This is a genomic window from Streptomyces davaonensis JCM 4913 (genome assembly GCF_000349325.1).
Lineage (GTDB): Bacteria > Actinomycetota > Actinomycetes > Streptomycetales > Streptomycetaceae > Streptomyces > Streptomyces davaonensis.
This window is the reverse complement of the sequence record NC_020504.1, coordinates 6,419,607-6,445,744: the sequence shown is the minus strand read 5'-3', so window position 1 is coordinate 6,445,744 and position 26,138 is coordinate 6,419,607. Positions and strand designations below refer to the sequence as shown.

Sequence of the window (26,138 nt, the reverse complement as noted above, 5' to 3'; positions counted from 1 at the left end):
GAGCGGCCGCTACGACGGCGTGCGTGCCGCTGCCAGCAGCCGTGTCACGTCGTCGCCGCAGATCGTCAGGGCCGCGCCGACCGTGGTGAGGACCTCGCGTTCGGCGGGGGTGTACGGGCCGTCCGCCAGGGCGATGCGGGCGCCCTGGAGGAGGATCGATTCGCGGCCCGCGGGGGCGAGGTGCGGGGCGAGGGGGTCGAGGGCCTCGTGGAGCTCTATGGCCAGGCCCGCTCCGCAGGGTTCGCCCATGACCCGGCCGGTGTCCGCCGCCAGCGCCTCCACGAGGGCGTCCAGCTGTTCCTCGGTGCAGTCGTCGAAGCCGGCCGCACGGACCGCCGAGGCGGCGGTCTCCAGGGCCGTACGGGCGCAGGTACCGCCCGCGGCGAGCACCGCGAGGGCGACGGTGTGGACGGCGTCGCGGAGCATCGCGGAGAAGCGGGTGGTGGTGGGGTGGTCCAGGACGTCGGTGCCGAAGTGGCGGCGGCAGGCCGCGCACTCCACCACCGGCCCGGTCTCGCCGCGCGGCAGCACCGGCACGCCGAGCAGGGTGAAGCGGCGGCGGCCGGTCAGCCGCTGGTAGTTGCGGTCCCCTCCGCAGCCGGGACAGAAGAACTCACCGTCACCGACGGCCGTCCACGCCACGCGGGTGCCCAGGATGCGGGCAGGCCTCGCGGCACGGCCGTTTCGTCCCCGTCCTGGCAGCACGTCGCACCTCCGCGAAACCCCGCGGCAACGTCGCCGCGCTTGCGTGATGTTAGCCACATCCCCCAGGCCGAGTCAGCACCTTGGACGAGACCTTTCCGTGACCTGCATGAGGAATGGCCGGTATACGACGATCCCCGCCCCTCAAAACAGGGGGCGGGGAAACGTACCTAGGGGCGCGGGGCTGTGACATTTGCGGCTCCGCCGCGTGGGCGCGAGAAACCACGACGGACCCGCAGCCGCCCGACAACCACTCGCGGCACCTACCTACCGCGCAGCCCGGTTCACGGCGGAGACGACGGCCTTCAGCGAGGCACGCGTCGTGTTCGCGTCGATCCCGATCCCCCACAGCACCTTGCCGTCGATCGCACACTCGATGTACGACGCGGCCTGCGCGGACGCGCCCTCGCTCATCGTGTGCTCCTGGTAGTCCAGCAGGCGTACGTCGATGCCGATCGACTGGAGCGCGTCGAAGAAGGCCGAGATAGGACCGTTGCCGGTACCCGTCAGCACCGTGTCGGCGCCATCGACCGTCGCCTCCACCTTCAGCGTGTCCACACCATCCGTGTCCGTCGTCGACTGACCGTTGCGGACCTGGATACGGCCCCACGGGTTCTCCGGGTTCGGCAGGTACTCGTCCTGGAAGACCGACCAGATGGCGGACCCGGTGACCTCGCCGCCCTCCGCGTCCGTCTTGGCCTGGATGAGCTTGGAGAACTCGATCTGCATCCGGCGCGGCAGGTCCAGCTTGTGGTCGTTCTTCAGGACGTACGCGATGCCGCCCTTGCCGGACTGCGAGTTGACGCGGATGACGGCCTCGTAGGAGCGGCCGACGTCCTTGGGGTCGATCGGCAGGTACGGCACCGCCCACTCGATGTCGTCCACGGTCACCCCGCGGGCCGCCGCGTCGGCCTCCATGGCGTCGAAGCCCTTCTTGATGGCGTCCTGGTGGGAGCCGGAGAAGGACGTGTAGACCAGGTCGCCCACGTACGGGTGGCGCGGGTGGACCTCCATCTGGTTGCAGTACTCCCACGTACGACGGATCTCGTCGATGTCGGAGAAGTCGATCTGCGGGTCGACGCCCTGCGAGAACAGGTTCATGCCCAGGGTGACCAGGTCGACGTTGCCGGTGCGCTCGCCCTGTCCGAACAGACAGCCCTCGACGCGGTCGGCGCCGGCCATCAGCGCCAGCTCGGCCGCCGCGACGGCCGTACCGCGGTCGTTGTGCGGGTGGATGGACAGGCAGACGTGCTCGCGGCGGGACAGGTTGCGGCCCATCCACTCGAAGCGGTCGGCGTGCGTGGAGGGGGTCGAACGCTCCACCGTGGCGGGCAGGTTGAGGATGATCTCGCGGCCCGGACCGGGCTGCCAGACGTCCATGACCGCCTCGCAGACCTCCAGCGCGAAGTCCAGCTCGGTGTCGGTGAAGATCTCGGGGCTGTACTGGTAGCCGAACTCCGTCTCGGGGCCCAGCAGCTTCTCGGCGTACTCCATCACCAGGCGGGTGCCGTCCACGGCGATCTGCTTGATGTCGTCCTTGGAGCCGCGGAAGACCACCCGGCGGAAGACGGGCGCGGTGGCGTTGTACAGGTGGACATTCGCCCGCTTGGCGCCCTTCAGGGACTCCACCGTGCGCTCGATCAGGTCCTCGCGGGCCTGGGTCAGTACGGAGATGGTGACGTCGTCGGGAATGGCCCCCGGCTCCTCGATGATCGACCGTACGAAGTCGAAGTCCGTCTGGCCCGACGCCGGGAACCCGACCTCGATCTCCTTGTAGCCCATCTTGACCAGCTGGTCGAACATCCGGCGCTTGCGCTCGGGCGACATCGGGTCGATCAGGGCCTGGTTGCCGTCGCGCAGGTCCGTGGAGAGCCAGCGGGGGGCGGTGGTGACGCGCTGCTCGGGCCAGGTGCGGTCCGGGATGTCCACCTGGTCGTAGCGACCGTACTTGTGGACCGGCATGGACGTGGGCTGCTGGCGGTTCGCCATGATTGCGGGGCTCCTCAGGATGTCCGGAAGGACGGCCGACGACGCAACGCGAAGCTCCGCGGGGAGGGAGTCGACCTGGACTACAGGCCCTCGCCGCGGCAGCTAAGAAGAAGCAGCCCGAAAAGCATGATGCGCAGCATGCTAGCCGAGCCGCCCGCGATACGGCGGTGTGTATCAGTATGCGGGACCGCACGGACGAACTGGACAAAAAGTGCGCTATACCACTTCCCGACTGCCGGATGGGCGCCTTGTCGGCACATTTCATCAATCATGGTTGCGGGTGGTGACAGCGGCATAACGCAGTGCAATGGTGCCGGGCATGACCAACCACGGGGGCCACGAGCCCGTCTTCTGCACCGTCGTACCGCCCCACGTCCTCGACAAGCTGGCCCGGGCCGAGGACCCCGCCCTGTCCGGACCGGCCCGCCGGACCCTCCAGCGCGACGCCTACGAGCGCACCCACCGCCGGCTGACCACCGTGCTCGGGGCGCCCGCCGTCGCCCCGCCCGCCGACGCCGAGCCCGACAAGCCGCAGCGCACGGTCTACGACGCCCGGCACGGCACCGACCTGCCCGGGAAGAAGGTCCGCACGGAGGGCGAGGAGCCCGGCAAGGACGCCACCGTCAACCGCGCCTACGCGGGCCTCGGCGCCACCTTCGACCTGTTCCTGAAGGCCTACGCGCGCAACTCCATCGACGGCGACGGACTGCCGCTGGACGCCACCGTGCACTACGAGAAGGACTACAACAACGCCTTCTGGAACGGCGAGCAGATGGTGTTCGGCGACGGGGACGGCGAGATCTTCCTCGACTTCACCATCCCCATCGACGTCATCGGCCATGAACTCGCCCACGGCGTCACCCAGTACACCGCCAACCTCACCTACTTCGGCCAGCCCGGCGCCCTGAACGAGTCGATGTCGGACGTCTTCGGCGCGCTCATCAAGCAGTACACGCTCGGCCAGAGCGCCGCCGAGGCCGACTGGCTGATCGGCGCCGGACTGCTCGCCCCGCGGGTCACCGGCAAGGCGCTGCGCTCGATGAAGGAGCCCGGCACGGCGTACGACGACGACGTCCTCGGCAAGGACCCGCAGCCCGCGACGATGGACGACTACGTCCGTACCGGCCGCGACAACGGCGGTGTCCACATCAACTCCGGGATCCCCAACCATGCCTTCTATCTGGCGGCCACCGCCCTCGGCGGCAACGCCTGGGAGCGGGCCGGGCAGATCTGGTACGACGTGCTGACCGGTGGCGAGCTGAAGGCGCAGGCGCTGTTCACCGACTTCGCCGCGCTGACGGGAGCGGCCGCGAAGGCCCGCTACGGCGACAGCAGCGAGGAGCTCCAGGCGGTGCAGAAGGCCTGGGAGCAGGTCGGGGTGCGCGCGCTGTGAACACGTACTAGACAGGAACCATGCGGATTCAGGTGAGGCGCACCGGAGGTTTCGCGGGCATCGAGCGGTTCGCCGAGGTGGACACCTCGGGGCGGACCGATGCCGTCGAGTGGCATGCCCTGGCCGAGCGGGCGGTCGCCGCCGGCCGGGGCGAGCCGCCGATCGGGGTGCCCGACGGGTTCAGTTACCAGATCACGGTGGACGGGAAGACCGTGTACTGCTCCGATCCCCGGCTGACCGAGGAACAGCGCAAGCTGATCACCAGGGTGCTCAAGGAAGGCGCGTAACCGCTTGTTCACGCCGGGCCGTTGACTTCCCTTACCGGCGGTACGGATGATCCGGCGCATGGCGACTCAAGAGCACCCTCAGCACCCGATACCTCGGTTCCCGGCCGGTTTCCTGTGGGGCGTGTCGACCTCGGCCCATCAGATCGAGGGTGCGGCCGAGCAGCGCGAGCCCTCCGTCTGGGACGCCTTCACGGACGGGCCGGGGCGGGTGAAGGACGGCTCCACGGCGGCGGTGGCCTGCGACCACTACCACCGCTACCGCGAGGACGTGGCCCTGCTGTCCGGCCTCGGGGTCGGCGCGTACCGCTTCTCGATCTCGTGGCCGCGGGTGAACTCCCCCGGCGGCCTGGACTTCTACGACCGGCTGGTCGACGAGCTGTGCGCGGCGGGCGTCCGCCCCGTCCCCACGCTCTTCCACTGGGACCTGCCGGCCGGCCTCGACTGGCTGGAGCGGGACACCGCGTCCCGGTTCGCCGCGTACGTCTCCCAGGTCGCCGAGCGGCTCGGTGACCGCGTGCCCAAGTGGATCACCCTCAACGAGCCCGCCGAGCACACCCTGCTGGGCCACGCCCTCGGCGTCCACGCGCCCGGCAAGCGGCTGCTGTTCGACGCACTGCCGGTCGCCCACCACCAACTCCTCGCCCACGGCATGGCGGTACGGGCCCTGCGCGCTGCCGGGGTCACGGACGTCGGGATCGCCAACTCGCACGGGCCGACCTGGGCCGCGTCGAAGGAGAGCGCCGACGTGGAGGCGGCGGAGTTCTACGACGTACTCCTCAACCGCCTGTTCGCGGACCCGGTCCTGCTCGGCGAATACCCGGCGGGACTGGGCGAGTTGATGCCGGGCGACGTCGAGGCGGACCTGAAAGTCATCGCCGAGCCGGTCGACTGGTACGGCATCAACTACTACGCCCCGACGAAGGTGGGCGCACCGCAAGGCGCCGAGATCGAGTTCGGCGGCGTCTCCATGCCCGCCGAACTCCCCTTCTCCGTCCAGGAGATCGAGGACGTACCGGTCACCGACTTCGGCTGGCCGGTGGTCCCCGAGGCGCTGACCGAGCTGCTCACCGGCTTCCACGAACGCTACGGCGACCGGCTCCCGCCCGTCGTCATCACCGAGAACGGCTGCTCGTACGAAGGGGTCGACGACCAGGAGCGGATCGCCTACCTGGACGGCCACATCCGCGCCCTGCACCGGGCGGTGGAGGCCGGGGTGGACGTCCGGGGGTACTTCGTCTGGTCGCTGCTGGACAACTTCGAGTGGGCGGAGGGCTACGCGCGCCGGTTCGGCCTCGTCCACGTCGACTACGACACCCTGGAGCGGACCCCGAAGGCGTCGTACCGCTGGTACCGGGACGTGCTGCGGACCCAGGGATGACGACACCCGCCCTGGCCGAACCCGTCGACCGGGTCGGCCGGGGCTGGACGACGGCGCTGGCGCTCGCCAACTGGGCGGTCTGGGTGGGCTGGTACGGCCCGCTCCAGATCCTGTTGCCCGAGCAGTCCGAGGAGTTCGCGCCCGGCACCGGGATGTCGAAGGAGACGCTGCTGGCCTGGGTGACCGGGGTCGGGGCGGCGGTCTCGCTGGTGGCGAACCCGCTCTTCGGCGCCCTGTCGGACCGGACGACGTCCGGCTGGGGGCGACGCAGGCCGTGGATCGTGGCGGGGGTGGCGGGCGGGGCGCTGTCCCTGCTGCTGCTCGCGGGGGCGGACGGCCTCTGGACGATGATCGTCGGCTGGTGCCTGGTCCAGCTGACCCTGAACGCGGCCTTCGCGGCGGTAACGGCGGCGGTGCCGGACCGGGTGCCGCGGCTCCAGCGGGGCTCGGTGGGCGGCTGGCTGGGGGCGGCGCAGATCCTGGGGGCGGTCGCCGGGACGGGGCTCGCGACGGCGGTGGGCGGGATCGCGGCGGGGTATGCGGCGTGCGCGGTGTTCGTGGTGGCGGGGGTGCTGCCGTACGTCCTGCGCGGCGGCGACTTCCGGCTGGCGGCCGATCACCGACCGCCCTGGTCCCTGCCCGCGTTCCTCCGGAGCTTCTGGCTGAGCCCGCGCCGCTATCCGGACTTCGGCTGGGCCTGGCTGACCCGCTTCCTGATCAACCTCAGCAACGCGCTGGTGATCCTCTACCTGCTGTACTACCTCAGGGACCGGCTGGACTACGACGACCCGGACGAGGGCGTCCTGATCCTCACCGCCGTGAACAGCGTGACCCTGCTGGCCACGGTCGTGGTCGGCGGCGTCTGGTCCGACCGCGTGGGCCGCCGCAAACCGTTCGTCCGCTGGTCCGGGCTGCTGATGGCGGCGGCGACGGCCCTGCTGGCGGCCTGGCAGACCTGGCCCGGCGCGATCGTCGTGGCGGCCCTGCTGGGGGTGGGCCTCGGCGTCTTCATGTCGGTCGACTTCGCCCTGATGACCGACGTCCTCCCGAAGGCCCTCGACCGGGGCAAGGACCTGGGTGTCATCAACATCGCCAACGCCCTCCCCCAGGTAGCGGCCCCCGCCCTGGCGGCCCCCGTCGTGACCCACCTGGGCGGCTACCGCGTCCTGTACGGGGCAGCGGCGGTGATCGCGTTGGCGGGGGCGGTGCTGGTGGGGCGGATCAAGGGGGTGGACTAGAACCCGAGCCTGCGCAACTGCTTCGGATCCCGCTGCCAGTCCTTGGCGACCTTCACGTGCAGGTCCAGGAACACCGGGGTCCCCAGCAACGCCTCGATCTGCTTGCGGGACTTGATGCCGACCTCCTTCAGGCGCTTGCCCTTCGGGCCGATGATGATGCCCTTCTGGCTGGGGCGCTCGATGAACAGGTTGGCGTGGATGTCCAGGAGGGGCTTGTCGGCGGGGCGGTCCTCCCGGGGGAGCATCTCCTCGACGACCACCGCGATGGAGTGCGGCAGCTCGTCGCGGACGCCCTCCAGCGCCGCCTCGCGGATCAGCTCGGCGATCATGACCTGCTCGGGCTCGTCGGTCAGGTCGCCCTCGGGGTAGAGCGCCGGGCCCTCGGGCAGCATCGGGATGAGCAGGTCCGCCAGCAGGTCGACCTGCTTGTTCGCGGTCGCCGACACCGGCACGATCTGCGCCCACTCGATGCCCAGCTCCTTGCCCAGCTGGTCGATCGCGATCAGCTGCTCGGCGAGGGTCTTGGAGTCGACGAGGTCGGTCTTGGTGACGATGGCGACCTTCGGGGACTTCTTGATCCCCGCCAGCTCCTTCGCGATGAAGCGGTCACCGGGACCGATCTTCTCGTTCGCGGGCAGGCAGAAACCGATCACGTCGACCTCGGCCCAGGTGGTCCGCACCACGTCGTTCAGCCGCTCGCCCAGCAGCGTGCGCGGCTTGTGCAGACCAGGGGTGTCCACCAGGATCAGCTGCGCGTCCGGGCGGTGCACGATCCCTCGTACCGTGTGCCGGGTCGTCTGCGGCTGGTTGGCGGTGATCGCCACCTTCTGCCCGACCAGAGCGTTCGTAAGGGTGGACTTGCCCGCGTTGGGCCGGCCCACGAAGCAGGCGAAACCGGCGCGATGGACGGCCTCGGCCGGCTCCTCGGATGACTGGGTGCGAACGCTCATGCCGCCCATTCTCCCTGATCCCCGGAGCGGCGCCGCACGGTGAGGCCCCGGAAACCCGCCCGCAATGAAACGCCCCCGAAACACACCGGTACACGACCGGAAACGCACACCGGTGAATCTCTGACGCACCCCCACCCGTTGGAGACCCCGTGACCCTCGCCGCCCAAGGCATAGACACCGGTGACACCGCCTGGCTGCTCGCCGCCACCGCCCTCGTCCTGCTGATGACCCCGGGCCTGGCCCTGTTCTACGGCGGCATGGTCCGCACGAAGAGCGTCCTCAACATGCTGATGATGAGCTTCGTGGCGATCGCCCTGGTCACCGTGGTGTGGCTGGCCGCCGGATACTCCCTCGCGTTCGGCGAGGACACGGTCGGCGGGCTGATCGGCGGGCTCGACCACCTCGGCATGGCGGGCCTCGGCCCGGACAGCGTCCAGGGCACGGTCCCCACCGTTCTCTTCGCCACCTTCCAGCTCACCTTCGCGATCATCACCGTCGCCCTGATCAGCGGCGCGATCGCGGACCGCGCGAAGTTCGGGGCCTGGCTGGTCTTCGTACCGCTGTGGGCGCTGCTCGTATACGTTCCCGTCGCGCACTGGACCTGGGGCCCGGGTGGCTGGATCCTGAACCACCTCGGCGCCCTGGACTTCGCCGGCGGTCTCCCCGTCGAGATCACCTCCGGCGCCTCCGGCCTCGCGCTCTGCCTCGTCATCGGCCCGCGCCTGGGCTTCAAGAAGGACGCGATGCGCCCGCACAACCTGCCCATGGTGATGCTCGGCGCCGGTCTGCTCTGGTTCGGCTGGTTCGGCTTCAACGCCGGTTCCGCCCTCGGCGCCAACGGCCTCGCGGCCGCCGCCTTCCTCAACACCCTCGCCGCCGGCTGCACCGGCCTGCTCGGCTGGCTCTTCGTCGAGCAGCGCCGCGACGGCCACCCCACCACCCTGGGCGCCGCCTCCGGCGCGGTCGCCGGCCTGGTCGCCATCACCCCGTCCTGCGGCTCGGTCTCCCTGCTCGGCGCCCTGGTGATCGGCCTGACCGCCGGTGTCGTCTGCTCCTACGCGGTGAGCTGGAAGTTCAGGTTCAACTACGACGACTCCCTGGACGTCGTCGGCGTCCACCTCGTCGGCGGTGTCATCGGCACCCTGCTGATCGGCGTCTTCGCGGTCGCCGAGATGACGGGCGGCGTCGAGGGCCTGCTGTACGGCGGCGGACTCGCCCAGCTCGGCAAGCAGCTGGTGGCCGTGGTCGCCGTGGCGGCGTACACCTTCGGCGTGACGTACGGCCTCGGCAAGCTCATCGACCGCACGCTCGGCTTCCGCGCCGGTGAGGAGCAGGAGCACACCGGCCTGGACCTTACGGTGCACGCCGAGACCGCATACGATCACGGCGTCCTGGGCCATGGCGCCCCGGTCACCTCCTCCGCTCCCGCCCCCCAGAAGGCCAAGGCATGAAGCTCATCACCGCGATCGTGAAGCCCTACCGCCTCGACGAGGTGAAGTCGGCGCTCCAGGAGATCGGCGTGCACGGTCTGACCGTGACCGAGGCGAGCGGCTACGGCCGTCAGCGCGGCCACACCGAGGTGTACCGGGGCGCCGAGTACCAGGTGGACCTGGTGCCCAAGGTGCGGATCGAGGTGGTCGTGGCGGACGCCGACTCCGACGCCGTGATCGACGCGATCGTGAAGGCCGCGCAGACCGGCAAGATCGGCGACGGCAAGGTGTGGGCGCTGCCCGTCGAGACGGTCGTACGGGTGCGGACGGGCGAGCGCGGCCCCGACGCGCTCTGAGGAGCAGCGCTCGCCCTTGACGGCGGCGGCTCAGTCGAAGACGAACGGGCCCGGCGACTGCGGCGCGGTCGCCGTGCAGGTGATGGTGATGCCGAAGACGGTCATCGTCAGCGAGCCGCCGAAGGCCTCCAGGCTGTCGCCGGCGGCGACGGTGCCGGGAAGCGGGCCGACCTGGACCGGGTCGCCGGCGTCCATCGCCGGGTTCTCGGTGGCGGTGAAGACGGTGGTGCCGCCGCCTGCCTTCACCAGGGTGAGGGTGGAGGCGATGGAGTCCTCACCGAGCCCGATCGGCGCGGTGATGGCGGAGGAGTTGAGGGTCATGGTGGCGGCCGTACCGTCCTGGGTGGCCGTCAGGGTGGCCGCGCCGCCGCCGAAGGCGCCGCAGTCGGCGTCGATGGTGACCGTCGTGGGGGTGACGGCCGCGGCGGTGGGCGCGAGAACGAGTCCGGTCAGGGCGAGGGTGCCGATCGCGATGGCCGCACCGGTGCTTGAGCGGGTGCCTCTCATGGGGTTCCGGATCCCTTCGGGTGTGGGGGGACCGACGGCCCGTCCTCGGCAGGTGGGTGCGGACACACTGCGGGAGGGCCGGATCTGACGGTCCGTCGGAAACTTACGGTCCCATTGATGCGCGAGAGGCGAACCCCGGCAAGGATGAATTCCGGACTACTCCACGGGAACGGTGCGCCGCACGGTGCCGTCGGGCCCGGCGAGCAGCACCGGAGTCCCCGCCCCGCCCAGGTCCCGTACGGCCGCCAGGTCCTCGGCCGCCGCGCTCTCCGCCTCGGTCACCACCGCCGCCGCCTCCAGCGACTTCGCCCCGGACGCCACGGCCATCGCCACCGCCGTCCTGAGCGCGCTGAGCTTCAGCGAGTCCAGGTCCACGGTCCCGGCGACATACGTACGGCCCGTCTCGTCGCGTACGGCGGCACCCTCGGGCACGCCGTTGCGGGCCCGCGCCGAACGGGCCAGGGTGACGATCTTGCGGTCCTCGGGGTCAAGCGCGTTGCTCTCGGTCATGCCCCGAGCATACGAAGTGCCCGTCAGGACCGGTCCAGGCGGAGGCGTTCGGCGCGCGGGAGGCCGGCCACGACCAGGTCGTAGGAGTCCTCGACGAGCTCCCGGACGAGCCGGTCGTCGAGTTCGCCGTCGACCGTGACGGTGTTCCAGTGCCGCTTGTTCATGTGATAGCCGGGGACGATCAGCCCCGGGTGCTCCTCCCGCAGCCGGGGGGCGTCCTCGGGGTCGCACTTGAGGTTGACCGTCAGGGGCCGCGCCTCCAGGTTCGTCAGCGCGAAGAGCTTGCCGAGCACTTTGAAGACCGAGGTCTCCGGGTTGAACGGGAAGTCCTCCACCGCCGCGTTGAACGACAGGCAGAACGTGCGCAGCTCCTGGGGGGTCACGCGTCCTCCGGGTCCTCCTTGGCGGCGCCCACCGGCTCCACCAGCACGGTCACGATCTTGTTCCGGCGGCCCGCGGCGGCCTCGGCGGTCAGCCGCAGTTCCCGCGCGTCGGGCAGTTCCACGACGGCCGAGGCACCGGCGATCGGGACCCGGCCGAGCGCCTTGGCGAGGAGGCCGCCGACGGTCTCCACGTCCTCGTCGTCGTACTCGTCGAGGCCGTACAGCTCGCCGAGGTCGGTGATGTCCAGGCGGGCGGTGACCCGGAAGCGGTCCTCGCCCAGCTCCTCCACCGGGGGCAGTTCGCGGTCGTACTCGTCGGTGATCTCGCCGACGATCTCCTCCAGGATGTCCTCGATGGTGACGATCCCGGCGGTGCCGCCGTACTCGTCGATCACGACGGCGACGTGGTTGCGGTCCTGCTGCATCTCGCGCAGCAGGTCACCGGCGTTCTTGGTGTCGGGCACGAAGGCGGCGGGCCGCATCGCGGTGGAGACCAGCTCGCTCTCCGCGTCCCGGCTGATGTGTGTCTTGCGGGCCAGGTCCTTGAGATAGACGATCCCGACGACGTCGTCCTCGCTCTCCCCGGTGACGGGTATCCGGGAGAAGCCGGACCGCAGGGCCAGGGTGAGGGCCTGGCGGATGGTCTTGTACCGCTCGATGACGATCAGGTCGGTGCGCGGGACCATGACCTCCCGCACGAGGGTGTCGCCGAGCTCGAAGACGGAGTGCACCATCCGGCGCTCCTCGTCCTCGATGAGGGACTCCTTCTCGGCGAGGTCGACCAGCGCGCGCAGCTCCGCCTCGGAGGCGAAGGGGCCACGGCGGAAGCCCTTGCCGGGGGTGAGGGCGTTGCCGATGAGGATCAGCAGGTACGGGATCGGGCCCATGATCCGGGCCAGCGGCAGCAGGACGTACGCCGCCGCCGTCGCGGTGTTCAGCGGGTGCTGGCGGCCGATGGTGCGCGGGGAGACCCCGACGGCGACATAGGAGACCAGCACCATGACGCCGATCGCGGCGAGCAGCGCCTGGGTGGTGCTCTCGATCTCGTTGAGACAGGCGTACGTGACCAGCGCGGCGGCGGCCATCTCGCAGGCGACGCGGACCAGCAGCGCCACGTTCAGGTAGCGCGTCGGGTCGGCGGCGATCTGCGCGAGCTTGGCGCTGCCCCGCCGCCCCGAGCGGACGGCTTCCTCGGCGCGGAAGCTGGAGACGCGCGCCAGGCCCGCCTCCGCGCAGGCGGCGAGCCAGGCCACGACGACCAGCGCGATGGCGCCGAGGACAAGTTGCGGACTCATGAGACGGTCGGAGCCGGGGAGGGACCGGTCAGGCCCTTCTCCGCACGCCACCCGTCCACGATGGCCGCCTGAAGTCCGAACATCTCGGCCTTCTCGTCGGGTTCCTCATGGTCGTAGCCGAGCAGGTGCAGCACGCCATGGACGGTGAGCAACTGGAGCTCCTCGTCCATGGAGTGCTGCGTCGGCGCGTCCTCGCCCTGCTTCTTGGCGACCTCCGGGCACAGCACGATGTCGCCGAGCAGACCCTGCGGCGGCTCGTCGTCGTCCTTGGACGGCGGCCGGAGCTCGTCCATGGGAAAGGACATGACATCCGTCGGTCCTGGCAGGTCCATCCACTGGATGTGCAGCTGCTCCATGGCGTCGGCGTCCACGACGATCACCGAGAGCTCGGAGAGCGGGTGGATGCGCATCCGAGCGAGCGCGTAGCGGGCGATGTCGAGGATCGCCTGCTCATCGACCTCGGTACCGGACTCGTTGTTGACGTCGATCGACATGGTGCTGGTCTGTCTACTTCCGCTTGTTGCGGCCGCCCTTGTGGGTGCCGTTCTCCGTGCCGTGGTGGCTGTCGTACTTCTCGTACGCGTCGACGATACGGCCGACCAGCTTGTGCCGTACGACGTCATGGGATGTGAGGCGCGAGAAGTGGACGTCGTCCAGGCCCTCCAGGATGTCCTGGACCTGCCGCAGACCCGACTTGGTCCCGTTCGGCAGGTCGACCTGGGTCACGTCACCGGTGATGACGATCTTCGAGTCGAAGCCGAGCCGGGTGAGGAACATCTTCATCTGTTCGGGGCTGGTGTTCTGGGCCTCGTCCAGGATGATGAAGGCGTCGTTGAGCGTACGGCCACGCATGTACGCCAGCGGCGCGACCTCGATGGTCCCGGCGGCCATCAGCCTCGGGATGGAGTCGGGGTCGAGCATGTCGTGCAGCGCGTCGTACAGCGGGCGCAGGTACGGGTCGATCTTCTCGTACAGCGTGCCCGGCAGGAATCCCAGTCGCTCTCCCGCCTCGACCGCGGGGCGGGTCAGGATGATGCGGTTGACCTGCTTGGACTGGAGGGCCTGCACCGCCTTGGCCATGGCGAGGTAGGTCTTGCCGGTACCGGCGGGGCCGATGCCGAAGACGATCGTGTGCTTGTCGATCGCGTCGACGTACCGCTTCTGGTTGAGGGTCTTCGGTCGGATCGTGCGTCCGCGCGAGGAGAGGATGTTCTGGGTGAGCACCTCGGCCGGGGTCTCCTGGCCGTCCCCCTCGCCGTTCCCGCTCGCCCGGAGCATGGCGATCGAGCGTTCCACTGCGTCCTCCGTCATCGGCTGCCCGGTGCGGAGCACCAGCATCATCTCGTCGAACAGGCGCTGGACAAGAGCGACTTCGGGGGCGTCGCCGACCGCGCTGATCTCATTGCCCCGGACATGTATGTCGACCGCCGGGAAGGCCTTCTCGATCACACGCAGGAGGGAGTCGCCGGACCCCAGCACGGTCACCATGGGGTGCTGGGCGGGGACGGTGAACTGTGCTCTCGCCTGCCCCTGCGCGGGTGTGTGAGCTGTGGGTGTCTGAGTCATGGGCCGGCTCTGTAGGCCTTGCTCGTCCTCCTCGGAAAGGTGCATCCGCCACGGGGGCGGCCTGGCGATTCCAGGGTACGCCGCACGACTGACAAGCCCGTAGGGCTTTTCGACCCGGACGCCTCATCGCCCAGGGCCCGACGACAGGCCCTGGGGGTCAGGCCGAGCGGCCGAAGCCGATGGTCGGGACCGCGCGGCGCAGCGGCCAGGGGCGGGCCTGTTCGGCCGGGACCAGGTCCGTCAGGAAGGCGTACCGGCGCAGTGCCGCCGGGTCCTGGTCGTCGTAGGACTGGATCTCGCGCCACCAGGCGCCGATCTCCGCCCAGCCGGGGGCGGACAGGGAGCCGCCGAACTCCTGGACGGAGAGGGCGGCGGTGAGGCCCGCGAAGGCGAGGCGGTCGGCGAGCGGCCAGTTCGCGAGCGTGCCGGTGACGAATCCGGCGACGAAGACGTCCCCGGCGCCGGTGGGGTCGAGGGCCTCGACCGCGATGGCCGGTACCTCGGCGGTCTCGCCGGTCCGTCGGTCCACGGCGTAGGCGCCCTCCGCGCCGAGGGTGACCACGGCGAGCGGTACGTGTTCGGTGAGGGCGTGGGCGGCGGCGCGCGGGCAGTTCGCGCCGGTGTAGCGCATGGCCTCCTCGGCGTTGGGCAGGAAGGCCTCGCAGTGCGCGAGGTCAGCGAGGCCGGCGAGGTCCCAGGCGCCGGTCTCGTCCCAGCCGACGTCGGCGAAGATCCGGGCGCCCTTCGCGGCGGCCTGGGCGATCCAGGGGGCCTGTTTGCCGGGTTCCAGGGAGGCGACGGCGGCACGCGCGCGGGGCGGGCAGTCGGGGGCGGGCTCCTCCGGGGGCGGTTCGTGGCCGTGGGAGACCATCGTGCGTTCGCCCTCGTAGGCCATGGAGACCGTCACCGGGGAGTGCCAGCCGGGGACGGTGCGCGACGGGGCGAGGTCGATGCCCTCGCCCTGTTCCAGGGCGTCCCAGCAGTACTCGCCGTAGTGGTCGTCCCCGAAGGCCGCCGCGAGAGAGGTCTTCAGGCCGAGGCGGGCCAGCGCGGTCGCCATGTTGGCGACGCCGCCGGGGCTCGACCCCATGCCGCGCGCCCAGGACTCGGTCCCGCGCACCGGGGCGGAGTCGAGCCCGGTGAAGATGATGTCGAGGAAGACGGTGCCGGTGAGGTAGACGTCCCAGGGTGGGTCCGTGGGCGTGCGCAGTGCGGCCAGGGGGTCGACCTGGGCCGGACACTGCGGCCTCCGGGCGACGGAGGAAGAGGGTCCCTTTCCGGTGGACGCGGCGGACGCGATCACGGTGCGCTCCCTGACGTGGTGCGGATCAGGCCAGTGTGCACCACACCACTGACAACACGCCGCCGGTCGCACCGGGACCACCCGTCGCGTCAGACCACCGCAGCTCCCCGACGTGCCACGAGGGCCGGTGTCATCCGGTCACCAGCGGGGCACGCTCGGTGTGACCCACCCCGGTTCGGCCACGCGCATGGCCGCCGCGTCGTCGCGCTCGCGCAGGGTGCCGTCGTCGTCCAGCCACCGCCGGTGCAGGAACCGCAGCCGGTCGTGGTCGAGTTCGACGCCGAGTCCGGGGGCGTCGGACACGGCGACCCGGCCGCCCTCGAACCGCAGCCGTTCCGTCAGCACGTCCTCCGACTGCCACGGGTAGTGGGAGTCACAGGCGTGATGGAGGTTCGGCACGGTGGACGCCACCTGCGTCATCGCCGCCAGCGAGATCCCGAGATGGGTGTTGGAGTGCATGGACACCCCCACGCCGAAGGTGCGGCAGATCGCGGCGAGGTGCTGGGTGTTGCGCAGCCCGCCCCAGTAGTGGTGATCGGAGAGGACGACCTGCACGGCGTCCCGCGTGAACGCCTCCTTGATCTCGGCGAACGTCGTCACGCACATGTTGGTCGCCAGCGGCACGTCGGTCCCGGCGGAGACCTCGGCCATGGCCGGGGTGCCGAGCGCGGGATCCTCCAGGTACTCCAGGACGTCCCCGAGTTCCTTCGCCACCTTCAGCGAGGTCTCCACCGACCAGGCACCGTTGGGGTCGAGCCGCAGCGGATGCCCGGGGAAGGCCGCCGCGAGCGCCCGTACGGCCGCGATCTCCTCGTCCGGCGGGAACACCCCGCCCTTGAGCTTGAACGAGGTGAAGCCGTACCGCTCGGTGAACTTCCGGGCCTGCTCCACGATCCCGGCCGGGTCCACGGCGGCGCCCCAGTCGTCCCGCTCGGCCGGCACGCCCTCGGGGTGCTCGGCCCACTTGTAGAACAGGTAGGCGCTGTACTCGACCGAGTCGCGCACCTTGCCGCCGAGCAGCGCGTGCACGGGCTGTCCGAGGGCCTTGCCGAGCGCGTCCAGACAGGCCACCTCGAACCCGGAGACCACGGACAGCCGCAGCTTGTCGGCGGTCTGGACGCCGCGCAGGCCGCCGACGTCGACCTGTCCGGAGACCCGGGAGCCGTCGACGGTGACGTCCTCGGCGATCGTGAACAGGCCGTTGAGATCGCCGACTTGACGCCCGATCAGCTTCTCGGCGAAGGGCCGCGCCAGCTCCAGGTACTTCGTGTCGCCGTACGTCTCCCCGACCCCGGTGACCCCGTCGGCGGTCTCGACCTCCACGATCAGCCGCGGTGTGTAGGGCTGGTGGACGCCCTGGGTGTTGAGCAGGGGCGGGTCGGCGATCAGGATCGGGGTGAGCCGGACGTCCGCGATCGTGAGGTTCACAGGGCTGCTCCTACGAGGTCGAGGCCGGTGACGAGCAGGGACTTCAGGTCGGCGAGGTCGGTCGGCGAGGGGTCGGTGAGCGGTGCGCGCACCGGGCCCACCCGGCGGCCCCGCAGCCGCGCCGCCGCCTTCACCAGGGACACCGCGTATCCGGGCGCCCGGTCGCGGAGTTCGACGAGCGGGACGTAGAAGTCGCGCAGCAGCCGCTCCAGTGTCTTCTCGTCGCCCTTGCGCAGGGCGGTGAAGAAGGCGGTCGCGATCTCGGGTGCGAAGGCGTGCACGGCGGAGGAGTAGGCGGGGACGCCGACGGTGGCGTAGGCGCGGGCCTGGATCTCCGCGGTGGCGGCGCCGTTGAAGAACAGGAAGCCCTCGGGGGCCGCGAGGGTGAGGCGCTGGAGCCGGTCGAGGTCGCTGTGGCCGTCCTTGAGCCCGATGACGGTCGGCAGGGCGGCGATCCTGCGCAACGAGTCGGCGGTGAAGGCGACTTGGCCGCGCTGGTACACGATGAGCGGGAGGCTCGTACGGGCCGCGATGTGCTCCACCTGCGCCACCAGCCCCGCCTGCGGTGCCGCGACCAGGTAGTGCGGCAGGACGAGCAGGGCGTCGGCGCCCGCCTCCTCGGCGATGCGCGCGAAGCGAACGGCCTGCGCCCAGCCGTATCCGATACCGGCGACGACGGGCAGCCGCCCGCCCGCCTCCTGCACCGCGACGGTGACGACCGTCCGGTACTCGTCCTCGTCCAGCGAGAAGAACTCGCCGGTGCCGCAGGCCGGGAAGACCGCGCCGGGGCCGGCCGCGACGCACTCGGCGACATGGGCGCGGAAGCCGTCGGGGTCCAGGGAGCCGTCGTCGTGAAAGCTCGTCAGCGGGAAGGAGAGCACCCCGCCGGCCAGTGCTTCGGTATCCAGGACCACCGTCATCCATCTCCCCATGCAGACGTCATCCATATATATAAATCGAGGTTAGGTACGCGAACAGCAGCCCGTCAATGGCCCGGTCCGTCCGGATTACGATCGGCGCATGTCAGAGTCAGCCGGGGTCCGCGAAGTGAAGTCGGCCGCACGCACGGTCGAACTGCTCGAACTCCTCGCCGCCCGCGCCGACCGCCCGGCCCGGCTCCAGGAACTGGCGGACGAGCTCGACGTCCCGCGCAGCTCGATGTACGCGCTGCTCCAGACCCTGATCTCGCGCGGCTGGGTCCGCACCGACGTCACCGGCTCGCTCTACGGCATCGGCATCCACGCCCTGCTCACCGGCACCGGCTACCTCGACTCCGACCCCCGGGTGCGCCTGGTGCGCCCCTGGCTCGACGAGGCGTCCGAGGCGCTCGGCGAGACCATCCACCTCGGCCGCCTGGACGGACGGGACGTGGCCTATCTCGCCACCCGCGAGTCCCACGAGTACCTGCGCACGATCAGCCGGGTGGGCCGCAGACTCCCCGCGCACGTGGGCGCGCTCGGCAAGGCGCTGCTGGCCGAACGACCGGACACGGACCTGCCCGAGGGCCCCTACGAGGCGCTCACCCCGCGCACCCACACCAGCCGCGACTCCCTCACCGCCGACCTCGCCCGGATCCGCGCCCGCGGCTACTCCGTCGACCGCGAGGAGGGCGTCACCGGAATCGTCGGCTTCGGCTTCGCGCTGCGCTACGACGCTCCGGCGCAGGACGCCATCAGCTGCTCGGTGCCGGTGGCCCGGCTGACACCGGGGCACGAGGAGCGGATCGTGGCCGTGATGCGGGAGATCCGGGCGAAGATCGAGTCCGCGGTGCCGACGGGTGGGGGCTCGGTGCGGTGGCGCTAGCCGCCGCGTTTACCCGACTTCCCCTGCCCCAAACGGAATGTGCCTCGGATCACACGATCCGGCCTTCTTCGCGCCTGCCCCCGCTTGATACAAATTGCCCGCGCGTTCCTGTCCGTCGACGGTCGTCGCCTCATCCCCCTTTCTGAGCCGCTTCTTTCGCACGCCCTGGGAACGCCCGTGTCCGCCCGCACCACCCTGCCCTGGCCCCTCGTTGCCCTTTTCACGGCCGGGTACCTCGCTCCGTACCTCCTCCCGACCACCGTCGGCCGCCTCGACTCGGGGCTCCCCCTGACCGCCACCCAGGCGGGCGCCATCGGCAGTGCGCTGCTGCTGAGTTCGGCGTCGGCCGGGTTCCTGCTCGCCTCGCGCGTCGACCGGATCGGCCCGCGCCTGCTGGCCCGCCTCGGCCTCACGCTCGCGGTCGTCGGCTACGGCGGGGCCGCGCTGACCCACTCCGTGCCGGCCGTCGTGGCGGGCGCCCTGGTCGGCGGGTTCGGCTCCGGTACGGCTACGGCTGTCGCCGCCACCGGGATTGCGGGGCGCCCGGATCCGCACCGGGTCACCACGTACGGGCTGCTCGGTGTCTCCGCGCTGGCGGGGGCGGTGTATCTGACGGTTCCGCGTCTCGGTCCCGGGCATGGGCTTCCGCTCGCCGCGATTGCGCTGACCGCGCTGGTGGTGTGGCCGCTGACGGGACGCCTCGGCTCCTCGGCGCCGGGCGCCCGGCTACGCCACGAGTCCGGTCGGCTGCCCCATCTGCGTTCCGGGGTCGTTCTCGCCGGTGCGCTGATGTTCTGGTCCCTCGCGCAGAACTCCCTGTGGGGCGTCAGCGGGCGGATCGGGCTGAGTCAGGCGCACCTGAGCGAGGTGACGGTGGGCGCGGTGTTCGCGGTGGCGCTGGGTGCGGGGCTGCTGGGCGTGGTCGCGGCGAGCGCGATCGGGCCGAGGCTGGGCCTCGCCGTCCCCATCGGCGCGGGTACGGCCGTCATCGCCGTGTGCATCGCGGTGAGCGCCTCGGCGACGGACCTGACGACCTTCGCGACCGGGGAGATCGCCTGGAACGCGCTCTATCCGATCGTGCTGTCGTACGTCATCGGGCTTGCGGCGTCTTTGGACGGGCGTGGGCGGTGGGCGGTGCTGGTTGGTTCGGCCTCGTCCTTGGGTACGGCTGCGGGGCCGCTGACCGGGAGTGTGCTGTCTGGTGCGGCCGGGTTTCCGGTGATGGGGCTGGTGCTGGCGGTGGGGCTGGTGGTGATCGCCGTGCCGATGACTGTGGTCGCTGTGGGGGCGGCACGGCGGTCGCTGCCTGTTGTCGAGATTCCGGTGGAGGTGTCCGCCTACGAGACTGCGACCGCCGCTTGACCGGGCGGGTGCGGGTGCGTTGTGGCTGGTCACGCAGTTCCCCGCGCCCCTGAAAGGCCTGCTTCAGAACTCGTAGTTCTCCACCTCGGCCAGATACCTCGCCCTTCGCTCCTCGTCGTCCTCCAAGAAGCTCGCCTCGAACGAGTTGCGGGCCAGCTCGCGCAGCTGCTCCTCGGTCAGGGCCAGCGTCTCTCGTACCGCCTTGAAGTTGTCGTCCGCGTAGCCGCCGAAGTACGCCGGATCGTCGGAGTTGACCGTGCAGAGCAGGCCCGCGTCGAGCATCGCGGGCAACGGGTGGTCCGCCAGGGTGTCCACCGTGCGCAGGCGAACGTTCGACAGGGGGCAGAGGGTCAGGGGGACCCGGTCGCGGGCCAGGCGGGCGACCAGTTCCGGGGATTCCATGCAGCGCAGGCCATGGTCGATGCGCTCCACGCCGAGGATGTCCAGGGCCTCGGTGATGTACTCGGGCGGGCCCTCCTCACCGGCGTGGGCCACTCGGCGCAGACCGAGGGCGGCGGCGGACTCGTAGACCTCGCGGAACTTCACCGGGGGATGTCCGACCTCGGCGGAGTCGAGGCCGACGCCGATGATGCGGTCCAGGTAAGGCTTAGCCGCGTCCAGGGTCGCGAGGGCCGACTCGGCGGACTCGTCGCGCAGGAAGCAGAGGATCAGGTGGGTGGAGACGCCGTGGTTCTCCTCGCTGCGGTCCAGTGCCCTGGCGAGCCCCTCGACGACCGTTCCCACGGCGACGCCTCGCGCGATGTGCGCCTGCGGGTCGAAGAAGATCTCCGCGTGCCGCACTCCCTGGGCGGCGGCCCGCGCGAGGTAGGCGTTCGCGAGGTCCTCGAAGTCGCGCTCGGTGCGCAGCACCGCCATCAGCTCGTAGTACAGGTTCAGGAAGGACTGGAGATTCTCGAACCGGTACGCCTCGCGGAGTGCGTCCGTGTCCGCGTACGGCAACTTCACGCCGTTGCGCGCGGCCAGCTCGAAGGCCAGCTCGGGCTCCAGCGTGCCTTCGATGTGGAGGTGCAGTTCTGCTTTCGGGAGGGGCATCAAAGCATCGTACGGGCGTTTCAGCGACGTTTCGGAACCGGGACCCGGAGCAGGTCGTGCGCCACCGTCAGCTCTCCCTCGAAGCCGGCCGCCCTTGCCTGCCGCTCGAACTCGTCGGGCTCGGAGTAGCGCTGGCTGAAGTGCGTGAGCACCAGATGCCGTACGCCCGCGTCCCGCGCCACGCGCGCCGCCTGCCCTGCGGTGAGGTGACCGTGCTCGACGGCGAGGTCGGTGTCCTCGTCGAGGAAGGTCGACTCGATGACGAGGAGGTCGCAGCCCTCGGCCAGGGCGTGCACGCCGTCGCAGAGCCGGGTGTCCATGACGAACGCGAAACGCTGGCCCCGGCGCAGCTCGCTGACGTCGTCCAGCCGTACGTCCCCGAGGGCGCCCTCGCGCTGGATCCGTCCTACGTCCGGGCCCTTGATGCCGTGCGCGGCGAGCCGGTCCGGGAGCATGCGGCGGCCGTCGGGCTCGACGAGGCGGTAGCCGTAGGACTCGACCGGGTGGGAGAGCTTGCGGGCCTGGAGGGTGTACGTCGCGGTCGTCGCCAGGTCGCCGTCCTCGTCGACCGGTGCCTGCTGGATGCCGACCGTCTCCCGGTACGCGGTCGCGTACCGCAGGCGGTCGAAGAAGCGCTGGCCCGACTTCGGGTAGTGCGCGGTGATCTCGTGCGGCACCTTGTCGAGGTTGATCCGCTGGATGACCCCGGCGAGGCCGAGCGAGTGGTCGCCGTGGAAGTGCGTGACACAGATCCGGTTCAGGTCATGGGCAGCCACCCCGGCGCGCAGCATCTGGCGCTGGGTGCCCTCGCCCGGGTCGAAGAGGATGCCCTCTCCGTCCCAGCGCAGGAGGTAGCCGTTGTGGTTGCGGTGCCTGGTCGGGACCTGGCTTGCGGTGCCGAGGACCACGAGTTCGCGTACGGACATGGCTCGATATCCGGGGGCTATCCGGGGGGCCACTGCATGCCGCGGCCGCCGAGGACGTGGGCATGGGCGTGGAAGACGGTCTGGCCGGCACCGGCTCCGGTGTTGAAGACGACGCGGTAGCTCTCCAGCTTCTCCTCCTCCGCGACGGCCTTCGTCTCGGTCAGGACGTCGGCGGCGAGCGCCGGTTCCGCGGCGGCGAGTTCGGCGGCGTTGGGGTAGTGCACCTTGGGGATCACCAGGATGTGGGTGGGCGCCTGGGGGTTGATGTCCCGGAAGGCGACGGTGGTCTTCGTCTCGCGCACGATCGTGGCGGGGACGTGGCCCGCGACGATCTTGCAGAACAGACAGTCGTCCTGGGGTTCCCCTGCCATGACGTTCCTTTCGCCTGAGGTGTCGGGGTGCATCGTAGCGAGCAGGTCACGGAAGCGACGGAGGCACCTTCGCCGGAGTCTGCTCCAACGTCTCCAGCGCGATCCTGATCGCCTCGTCCAACTGGGCGTCCCTGCCCGCCACATGGTCCTGGGGCCGCTGCACGACCTCCACGTCCGGATCCACGCCGTGGTTCTCCACGCCCCAGCCCTGTCCCTCCAGCCAGATCGCGTACTTCGGCTGGGTGATCAGCGTGCCGTCGACCAGGCGGTAGCGGCTGTCGATGCCGATGACGCCACCCCAGGTGCGGGTGCCGACCACCGGGCCTATGCCGAGGGCCTTGATGGCCGCGTTGACGATGTCGCCGTCGGAGCCGGAGAACTCGTCGGCGACGGCCACGACGGGGCCGCGCGGGGCGTCGTCGGGGTAGGTGTACGGCCGCATGCCGCGCGGCACTCCCCAGCCGACGATCCGCCGGGCCAGTTTCTCCACGACGAGTTGGGAGGTGTGGCCGCCGCGGTTCTCGCGGAGGTCCACGACCACGCCCTCCCGGGCCACCTCGACGCGGAGGTCGCGGTGGATCTGGGCCCAGCCGGGGGCCTGCATGTCGGGGACGTGGAGGTAGCCGAGGCGGCCGCCGGAGTGCTCGTGGACGTAGGCCCGGCGGCCGGCCACCCAGTCGTGGTAGCGCAGGGGTTCCTCGTCGGCCACGGGGACCACCACCGGGTGGCGCGGCTCGCCGCCGCCCGCCGGGGACACGGTGAGTTCGACGGGCCTGCCCGCCGTGCCGACCAGGAGGGGGCCGGGGCCGGTCACCGGGTCGACCGGGACTCCGTTGACCGCGACGACGGCGTCGCCCGCGCGGACCGCGACCCCGGGTGCCGCGAGCGGGGCGCGGGCCTGGGGGTCGGAGGTCTCCGAGGGGAGGATGCGGTCGATGCGCCAAGTGCCGTCCTCGCGGCGGGAGATGTCGGCGCCGAGCAGGCCCTGCCGGGGTCCGCCGCCGGAGCCGCCGCGCGGGACGACGTAGGCGTGCGAAGTGCCCAGTTCGCCCTGGACCTCGTAGAGGAGGTCCACCAGGTCGTCGTGGGTGGCCACGCGGTCCAGCACCGGGCGGTAGCGGTCGAGGGCCCCGGCCCAGTCCACGCCGCTCATGTCGGGGCGCCAGAAGTGGTCCCGCATGATGCGGCCGGTCTCCTCGTACATCTGCCGCCACTCGGCGGCCGGGTCGACGAGGTGGCGGACCCGGCCGAGGTCGACGGTGATGTTGGCGTCGCTGTCGTCGTCGTTCGGGGCTCGGCGGTCGCTCGGTACGACCTTCAGGCGGTCGTTCGTCCAGAGGAGGACGCGCTTGCCGTCGCCGCTGACCTCGAAGTGGTCGGCGTCGGCGGCCAGATGCTCCACGCGCCGCTGGACCAGGTCGTAGCGCTCCAGGTCGGACTTGGGGTCGGCGTCCTCCGGGGTGGCGCGGGAGGCGCCGAGTTCGCCGGTGACGGGGTGGCGCAGCCAGAGCACGCCGTCCTTGGCGGCGCGCAGGTGGGTGTAGCGGGCGGCCTCGACCGGGAACGGCACGATCCGGTCGGCGAGGCCTTCGAGGTCGATCCGGGTGGTCGGGGCGCCCTCGCCGTCGGGCGTCTCGTCCTTGTCCGGCGCGTCGACGGGCCGCCCGTGCCGCTGCGGTCCGAACGGCGAGGGCGTGGTCGCGGCCAGCGTGATCAGGTACGGGCGGGAGCCGGCCACGAAGGCCAGGTCGAAGACGTGCTCGTCGTAGACCGGGTCGAAGGAGCGGGCGGAGAGGAAGGCGAGGTGCTTGCCGTCCTGGGTGAACGCCGGCGCGTAGTCCTGGAAGCGCAGCGGGGTGGCCTCGGTGACGGACAGGTCCGTGGTGTTGGCCAGCCGCAGTTGGCTGAGCGGGCTCGGTCCGGGGTGCGACCAGGCCAGCCAGGCCGAGTCCGGGGAGAAGACCAGTCCCGAGGCGTCGCCGTCGGCGCTGCGGTCGACCTCGCGGACTTCGCCGGTCTCCCGCTCGACGAGCAGCACGCGTCCGTCGTGCGAGGCGACGGCGGCCCTGCTGCCGTCGGGGGCCACCGCGAGGCCGAGGACGCGGCCGAGTTGTCCGGCGGCGAGCCTGCGCGGGGTGGCACCGGGGGCGAGCCCGGTGGCGGGCGCGAACTCCAGCGCGTCATCGCCCTCGGCGTCGGTCACCCACACCGCCCACTCCTCGCCCTCGACGCGGAAGGTACGGGGCTTGCGGGCCCGTACGCCGGGTTCGGCGGCCAGGGCTCGGGCGGGTCCTGAGCGGTGGGTGACCCAGTGCACGGAACCGCGCACCAGGACCGCGCTGCCGCGTCCGGTGTGGTCGGGGGCCGCGGGGCCGAACCAGCGGGCGGCGTTGACCGAGTGCGGGCGGCGGTCGGTGCGCTGGCCGCCGAGCCGGATGTCGAGGCGGCGGGGCTCGGCGCCGTCCAGGTCGTCCAGCAGCCAGAGTTCACCGGCCGAGGCGTACACGACGCGGGTGCCGTCACCGGCGGCGTGGCGGGCGTAGAAGCCCTCGGCGGGGGTGTGGCGGCGCAGGTCGGAGCCGTCGGCGAGGGAGGAGTAGAGGGCGCCGACGCCTTCGTGGTCGCTGAGGAAGGCGATACGGTCACCGGCCCAGACCGGGTACTCGATGTTCCCGTCCAGCTCCTCGTGCAGCCTGACGAACTCGCCCTGCCCCTCCCGGTCGATCCACAGCTTCCCGGCCCGGCCGCCCCGGTACCGCTTCCAGTGCGCCGCCTCCAGGCTCATCACCGCCGACAGCAGCACGGTGTGCGGCCCGTACGCCACGTCACCGACGATCCCGTACGGCAGGGTCGTGGCCGGTCCGCCGTCGAGCGGGACGGCATGCGCCCAGGTGCGGTCGCGGCTCGCCCGGCCCTGGCTGCTGACCGCGAGGACCTGACCGTCGGGGGTCCAGCCGCGCACCCGGGTCCGGGCGCCCCAGTACGTCAGCCGGGTCGCGGGGCCGCCCTCCACGGGGGCGATGAGCACCTCGGAGGCGCCGTCGCGGGTGGAGGTCCAGGCGACGGTGGTGCCGTCGGGCGAGATCCGCGGCAGGGTGACCGGCATGTTGTCGGCGCTGACCCGCCAGGCCCGGCCGCCGTCCAGCGGGGCGAGCCAGACGTCGTCCTCGGCCGTGAAGGCGACCAACTCGCCGTGCAGATGCGGGAACCGGAGATACGCGGCAGGCTGGGTCACCCGGTCACCCTACGCAGACACGTGACCCTGAGTAAGGGGTTTGCGATCACTGGCTCACTTGCCCTCGGGCCAGCACTGCGGATTCTCCTTGCACCACAGCGTCTTGGTGACGGTCACCGTGACCGTGGGCCCCGGCTGATCCGCGCCTCCGCTGGGCGGGGAGACCGGTGAGGGCGTGCCCTCGCAGTCGCCGAGCCCGTCGACCTCGAACCACACCTTGTCGCCCACCTTGGCGGTGATGTGGCCGCGCACGCACTTGCCGTCGGTCGCGCGGGTGACGATGCCGTCGACGGTGATGCTCTTGCCGTCCTTGGTCTTGCCGGTGCAGTCGACCTCGGCGACGGTCTGCTCGCCCGCGCTCGGGGTCGACCCGTCGCCGTTGTTCCCGTAGGAGGCGGTGCAGGTGAGCCACTGGACGTCCGCCTTCTGGCGGTCCAGCTCCCGGGTGACCGTCTGGTCGGTGGTCCACGCGATGGTCGCGGTGCTCATGCCCACGCCGTCGCACGCGACCGCGCCGCCGACGGCGAGCACGACCAGTCCCGCCGCACCCGCCACACGCGCCCCGCGCGGGTGAACCCAAATCCGCCTCAACACCCCCATGGAGGGCAGCCTGCCACTGTCCGGCCCGACGCGGTAGAGCGCATACGGTCACTCAGGACTCCCACACGCCACA

The 26,138-nt window shown here is 71.1% G+C and carries 25 protein-coding genes; 8 read left to right on the top strand and 17 right to left on the bottom strand.

Annotated features, from left to right (window positions below):
- Window positions 1-9: 9 nt before the first annotated feature.
- Complete coding sequence (locus BN159_RS28570) at window positions 10-705, bottom strand: TerB family tellurite resistance protein (protein WP_015660486.1); 696 nt, start codon at window positions 703-705, stop codon at window positions 10-12.
- Window positions 706-969: 264 nt separating this feature from the next.
- Window positions 970-2,691, bottom strand: coding sequence for a 2-isopropylmalate synthase (leuA, locus tag BN159_RS28565; protein WP_015660485.1), 1,722 nt, complete (start codon window positions 2,689-2,691; stop codon window positions 970-972).
- Window positions 2,692-3,010: 319 nt separating this feature from the next.
- Here leuA and BN159_RS28560 point away from each other — a divergent pair, with 319 nt between their 5' ends.
- The 4 genes from BN159_RS28560 to BN159_RS28545 are packed head-to-tail and all read left to right on the top strand — an operon-like array spanning window position 3,011 to window position 6,987.
- A complete protein-coding gene (locus BN159_RS28560) occupies window positions 3,011-4,084 on the top strand; it encodes a M4 family metallopeptidase (protein WP_041819960.1) in 1,074 nt (357 codons plus the stop codon).
- Window positions 4,085-4,104: 20 nt separating this feature from the next.
- Window positions 4,105-4,371 carry a protealysin inhibitor emfourin gene (locus tag BN159_RS28555; protein WP_015660483.1) on the top strand — a complete coding sequence of 89 codons (267 nt, stop codon included), beginning with the start codon at window positions 4,105-4,107 and terminating at the stop codon, window positions 4,369-4,371.
- Window positions 4,372-4,417: 46 nt separating this feature from the next.
- Window positions 4,418-5,749: a GH1 family beta-glucosidase gene (locus BN159_RS28550; protein ID WP_015660482.1), complete on the top strand. Its 1,332-nt coding sequence runs from the start codon at window positions 4,418-4,420 to the stop codon at window positions 5,747-5,749.
- Complete coding sequence (locus BN159_RS28545; RefSeq protein ID WP_015660481.1) at window positions 5,746-6,987, top strand: MFS transporter; 1,242 nt, start codon at window positions 5,746-5,748, stop codon at window positions 6,985-6,987. Before BN159_RS28550 ends, BN159_RS28545 begins: the two co-directional genes overlap by 4 nt.
- On the opposite strand, the gene era is transcribed toward BN159_RS28545, so the two are convergent.
- The gene (gene era, locus BN159_RS28540; RefSeq protein WP_015660480.1) at window positions 6,984-7,937 is read right to left on the bottom strand and encodes a GTPase Era; all 954 of its coding nucleotides are present in this window, start codon (window positions 7,935-7,937) and stop codon (window positions 6,984-6,986) included. The two genes, BN159_RS28545 and era, sit on opposite strands and share 4 nt — an antisense overlap.
- Window positions 7,938-8,086: 149 nt before the next feature.
- Between era and BN159_RS28535 the strand changes: the two genes are divergently transcribed.
- A complete protein-coding gene (locus BN159_RS28535) occupies window positions 8,087-9,388 on the top strand; it encodes an ammonium transporter (protein WP_015660479.1) in 1,302 nt (433 codons plus the stop codon).
- The gene (locus BN159_RS28530) at window positions 9,385-9,723 is read left to right on the top strand and encodes a P-II family nitrogen regulator (protein ID WP_015660478.1); all 339 of its coding nucleotides are present in this window, start codon (window positions 9,385-9,387) and stop codon (window positions 9,721-9,723) included. Before BN159_RS28535 ends, BN159_RS28530 begins: the two co-directional genes overlap by 4 nt.
- 30 nt (window positions 9,724-9,753) lie before the next feature.
- Here the strand turns inward: BN159_RS28530 and BN159_RS28525 are convergent, their stop codons facing one another.
- The 9 genes from BN159_RS28525 to BN159_RS28485 all read right to left on the bottom strand — a co-directional run bounded on the left by BN159_RS28525 (window position 9,754) and on the right by BN159_RS28485 (window position 17,635).
- Complete coding sequence (locus tag BN159_RS28525; RefSeq protein WP_015660477.1) at window positions 9,754-10,230, bottom strand: hypothetical protein; 477 nt, start codon at window positions 10,228-10,230, stop codon at window positions 9,754-9,756.
- Between the two features lie 156 nt (window positions 10,231-10,386).
- On the bottom strand, window positions 10,387-10,740 hold the full coding sequence (locus BN159_RS28520; protein ID WP_015660476.1) for a hypothetical protein: 354 nt from the start codon (window positions 10,738-10,740) through the stop codon (window positions 10,387-10,389).
- Between the two features lie 23 nt (window positions 10,741-10,763).
- On the bottom strand, window positions 10,764-11,123 hold the full coding sequence (locus tag BN159_RS28515) for an MmcQ/YjbR family DNA-binding protein (RefSeq protein ID WP_015660475.1): 360 nt from the start codon (window positions 11,121-11,123) through the stop codon (window positions 10,764-10,766).
- The gene (locus BN159_RS28510; protein ID WP_015660474.1) at window positions 11,120-12,418 is read right to left on the bottom strand and encodes a hemolysin family protein; all 1,299 of its coding nucleotides are present in this window, start codon (window positions 12,416-12,418) and stop codon (window positions 11,120-11,122) included. The genes BN159_RS28515 and BN159_RS28510 overlap by 4 nt, the downstream gene beginning before the upstream one ends.
- Window positions 12,415-12,912 (bottom strand): rRNA maturation RNase YbeY, encoded by a 498-nt coding sequence (gene ybeY, locus BN159_RS28505; protein ID WP_015660473.1) that lies wholly within the window; start codon window positions 12,910-12,912, stop codon window positions 12,415-12,417. The genes BN159_RS28510 and ybeY overlap by 4 nt, the downstream gene beginning before the upstream one ends.
- A 13-nt stretch (window positions 12,913-12,925) precedes the next feature.
- The gene (locus BN159_RS28500; protein WP_015660472.1) at window positions 12,926-13,984 is read right to left on the bottom strand and encodes a PhoH family protein; all 1,059 of its coding nucleotides are present in this window, start codon (window positions 13,982-13,984) and stop codon (window positions 12,926-12,928) included.
- A gap of 157 nt (window positions 13,985-14,141) precedes the next feature.
- Window positions 14,142-15,287 carry a carbohydrate kinase family protein gene (locus BN159_RS28495; protein ID WP_015660471.1) on the bottom strand — a complete coding sequence of 382 codons (1,146 nt, stop codon included), beginning with the start codon at window positions 15,285-15,287 and terminating at the stop codon, window positions 14,142-14,144.
- Between the two features lie 138 nt (window positions 15,288-15,425).
- Entirely contained in the window at window positions 15,426-16,715 is a 1,290-nt protein-coding gene (locus BN159_RS28490) for a glucarate dehydratase family protein (protein ID WP_015660470.1), read from the bottom strand.
- Window positions 16,712-17,635: a 5-dehydro-4-deoxyglucarate dehydratase gene (locus tag BN159_RS28485; protein WP_015660469.1), complete on the bottom strand. Its 924-nt coding sequence runs from the start codon at window positions 17,633-17,635 to the stop codon at window positions 16,712-16,714. Before BN159_RS28485 ends, BN159_RS28490 begins: the two co-directional genes overlap by 4 nt.
- Before the next feature lie 100 nt (window positions 17,636-17,735).
- Between BN159_RS28485 and BN159_RS28480 the strand changes: the two genes are divergently transcribed.
- The gene (locus BN159_RS28480; RefSeq protein WP_015660468.1) at window positions 17,736-18,518 is read left to right on the top strand and encodes an IclR family transcriptional regulator; all 783 of its coding nucleotides are present in this window, start codon (window positions 17,736-17,738) and stop codon (window positions 18,516-18,518) included.
- Window positions 18,519-18,695: 177 nt separating this feature from the next.
- Window positions 18,696-19,880 (top strand): MFS transporter, encoded by a 1,185-nt coding sequence (locus BN159_RS28475; protein WP_015660467.1) that lies wholly within the window; start codon window positions 18,696-18,698, stop codon window positions 19,878-19,880.
- Between the two features lie 63 nt (window positions 19,881-19,943).
- Here BN159_RS28475 and BN159_RS28470 read toward each other — a convergent pair whose 3' ends face one another.
- Genes BN159_RS28470 through BN159_RS28450 form a run of 5 tightly spaced genes read right to left on the bottom strand, consistent with a single transcriptional unit; the run spans window position 19,944 to window position 26,065 of the window.
- Window positions 19,944-20,933, bottom strand: a complete 990-nt coding sequence (locus BN159_RS28470) for an adenosine deaminase (protein ID WP_015660466.1) — start codon at window positions 20,931-20,933, stop codon at window positions 19,944-19,946.
- Between the two features lie 20 nt (window positions 20,934-20,953).
- Window positions 20,954-21,859: a ribonuclease Z gene (locus BN159_RS28465; RefSeq protein ID WP_015660465.1), complete on the bottom strand. Its 906-nt coding sequence runs from the start codon at window positions 21,857-21,859 to the stop codon at window positions 20,954-20,956.
- Window positions 21,860-21,876: 17 nt separating this feature from the next.
- On the bottom strand, window positions 21,877-22,230 hold the full coding sequence (locus tag BN159_RS28460) for a histidine triad nucleotide-binding protein (protein WP_015660464.1): 354 nt from the start codon (window positions 22,228-22,230) through the stop codon (window positions 21,877-21,879).
- Between the two features lie 46 nt (window positions 22,231-22,276).
- Window positions 22,277-25,465 (bottom strand): S41 family peptidase, encoded by a 3,189-nt coding sequence (locus BN159_RS28455; protein WP_015660463.1) that lies wholly within the window; start codon window positions 25,463-25,465, stop codon window positions 22,277-22,279.
- Between the two features lie 54 nt (window positions 25,466-25,519).
- Window positions 25,520-26,065, bottom strand: a complete 546-nt coding sequence (locus BN159_RS28450; RefSeq protein WP_015660462.1) for a hypothetical protein — start codon at window positions 26,063-26,065, stop codon at window positions 25,520-25,522.
- Between the last annotated feature and the right edge of the window lie 73 nt (window positions 26,066-26,138).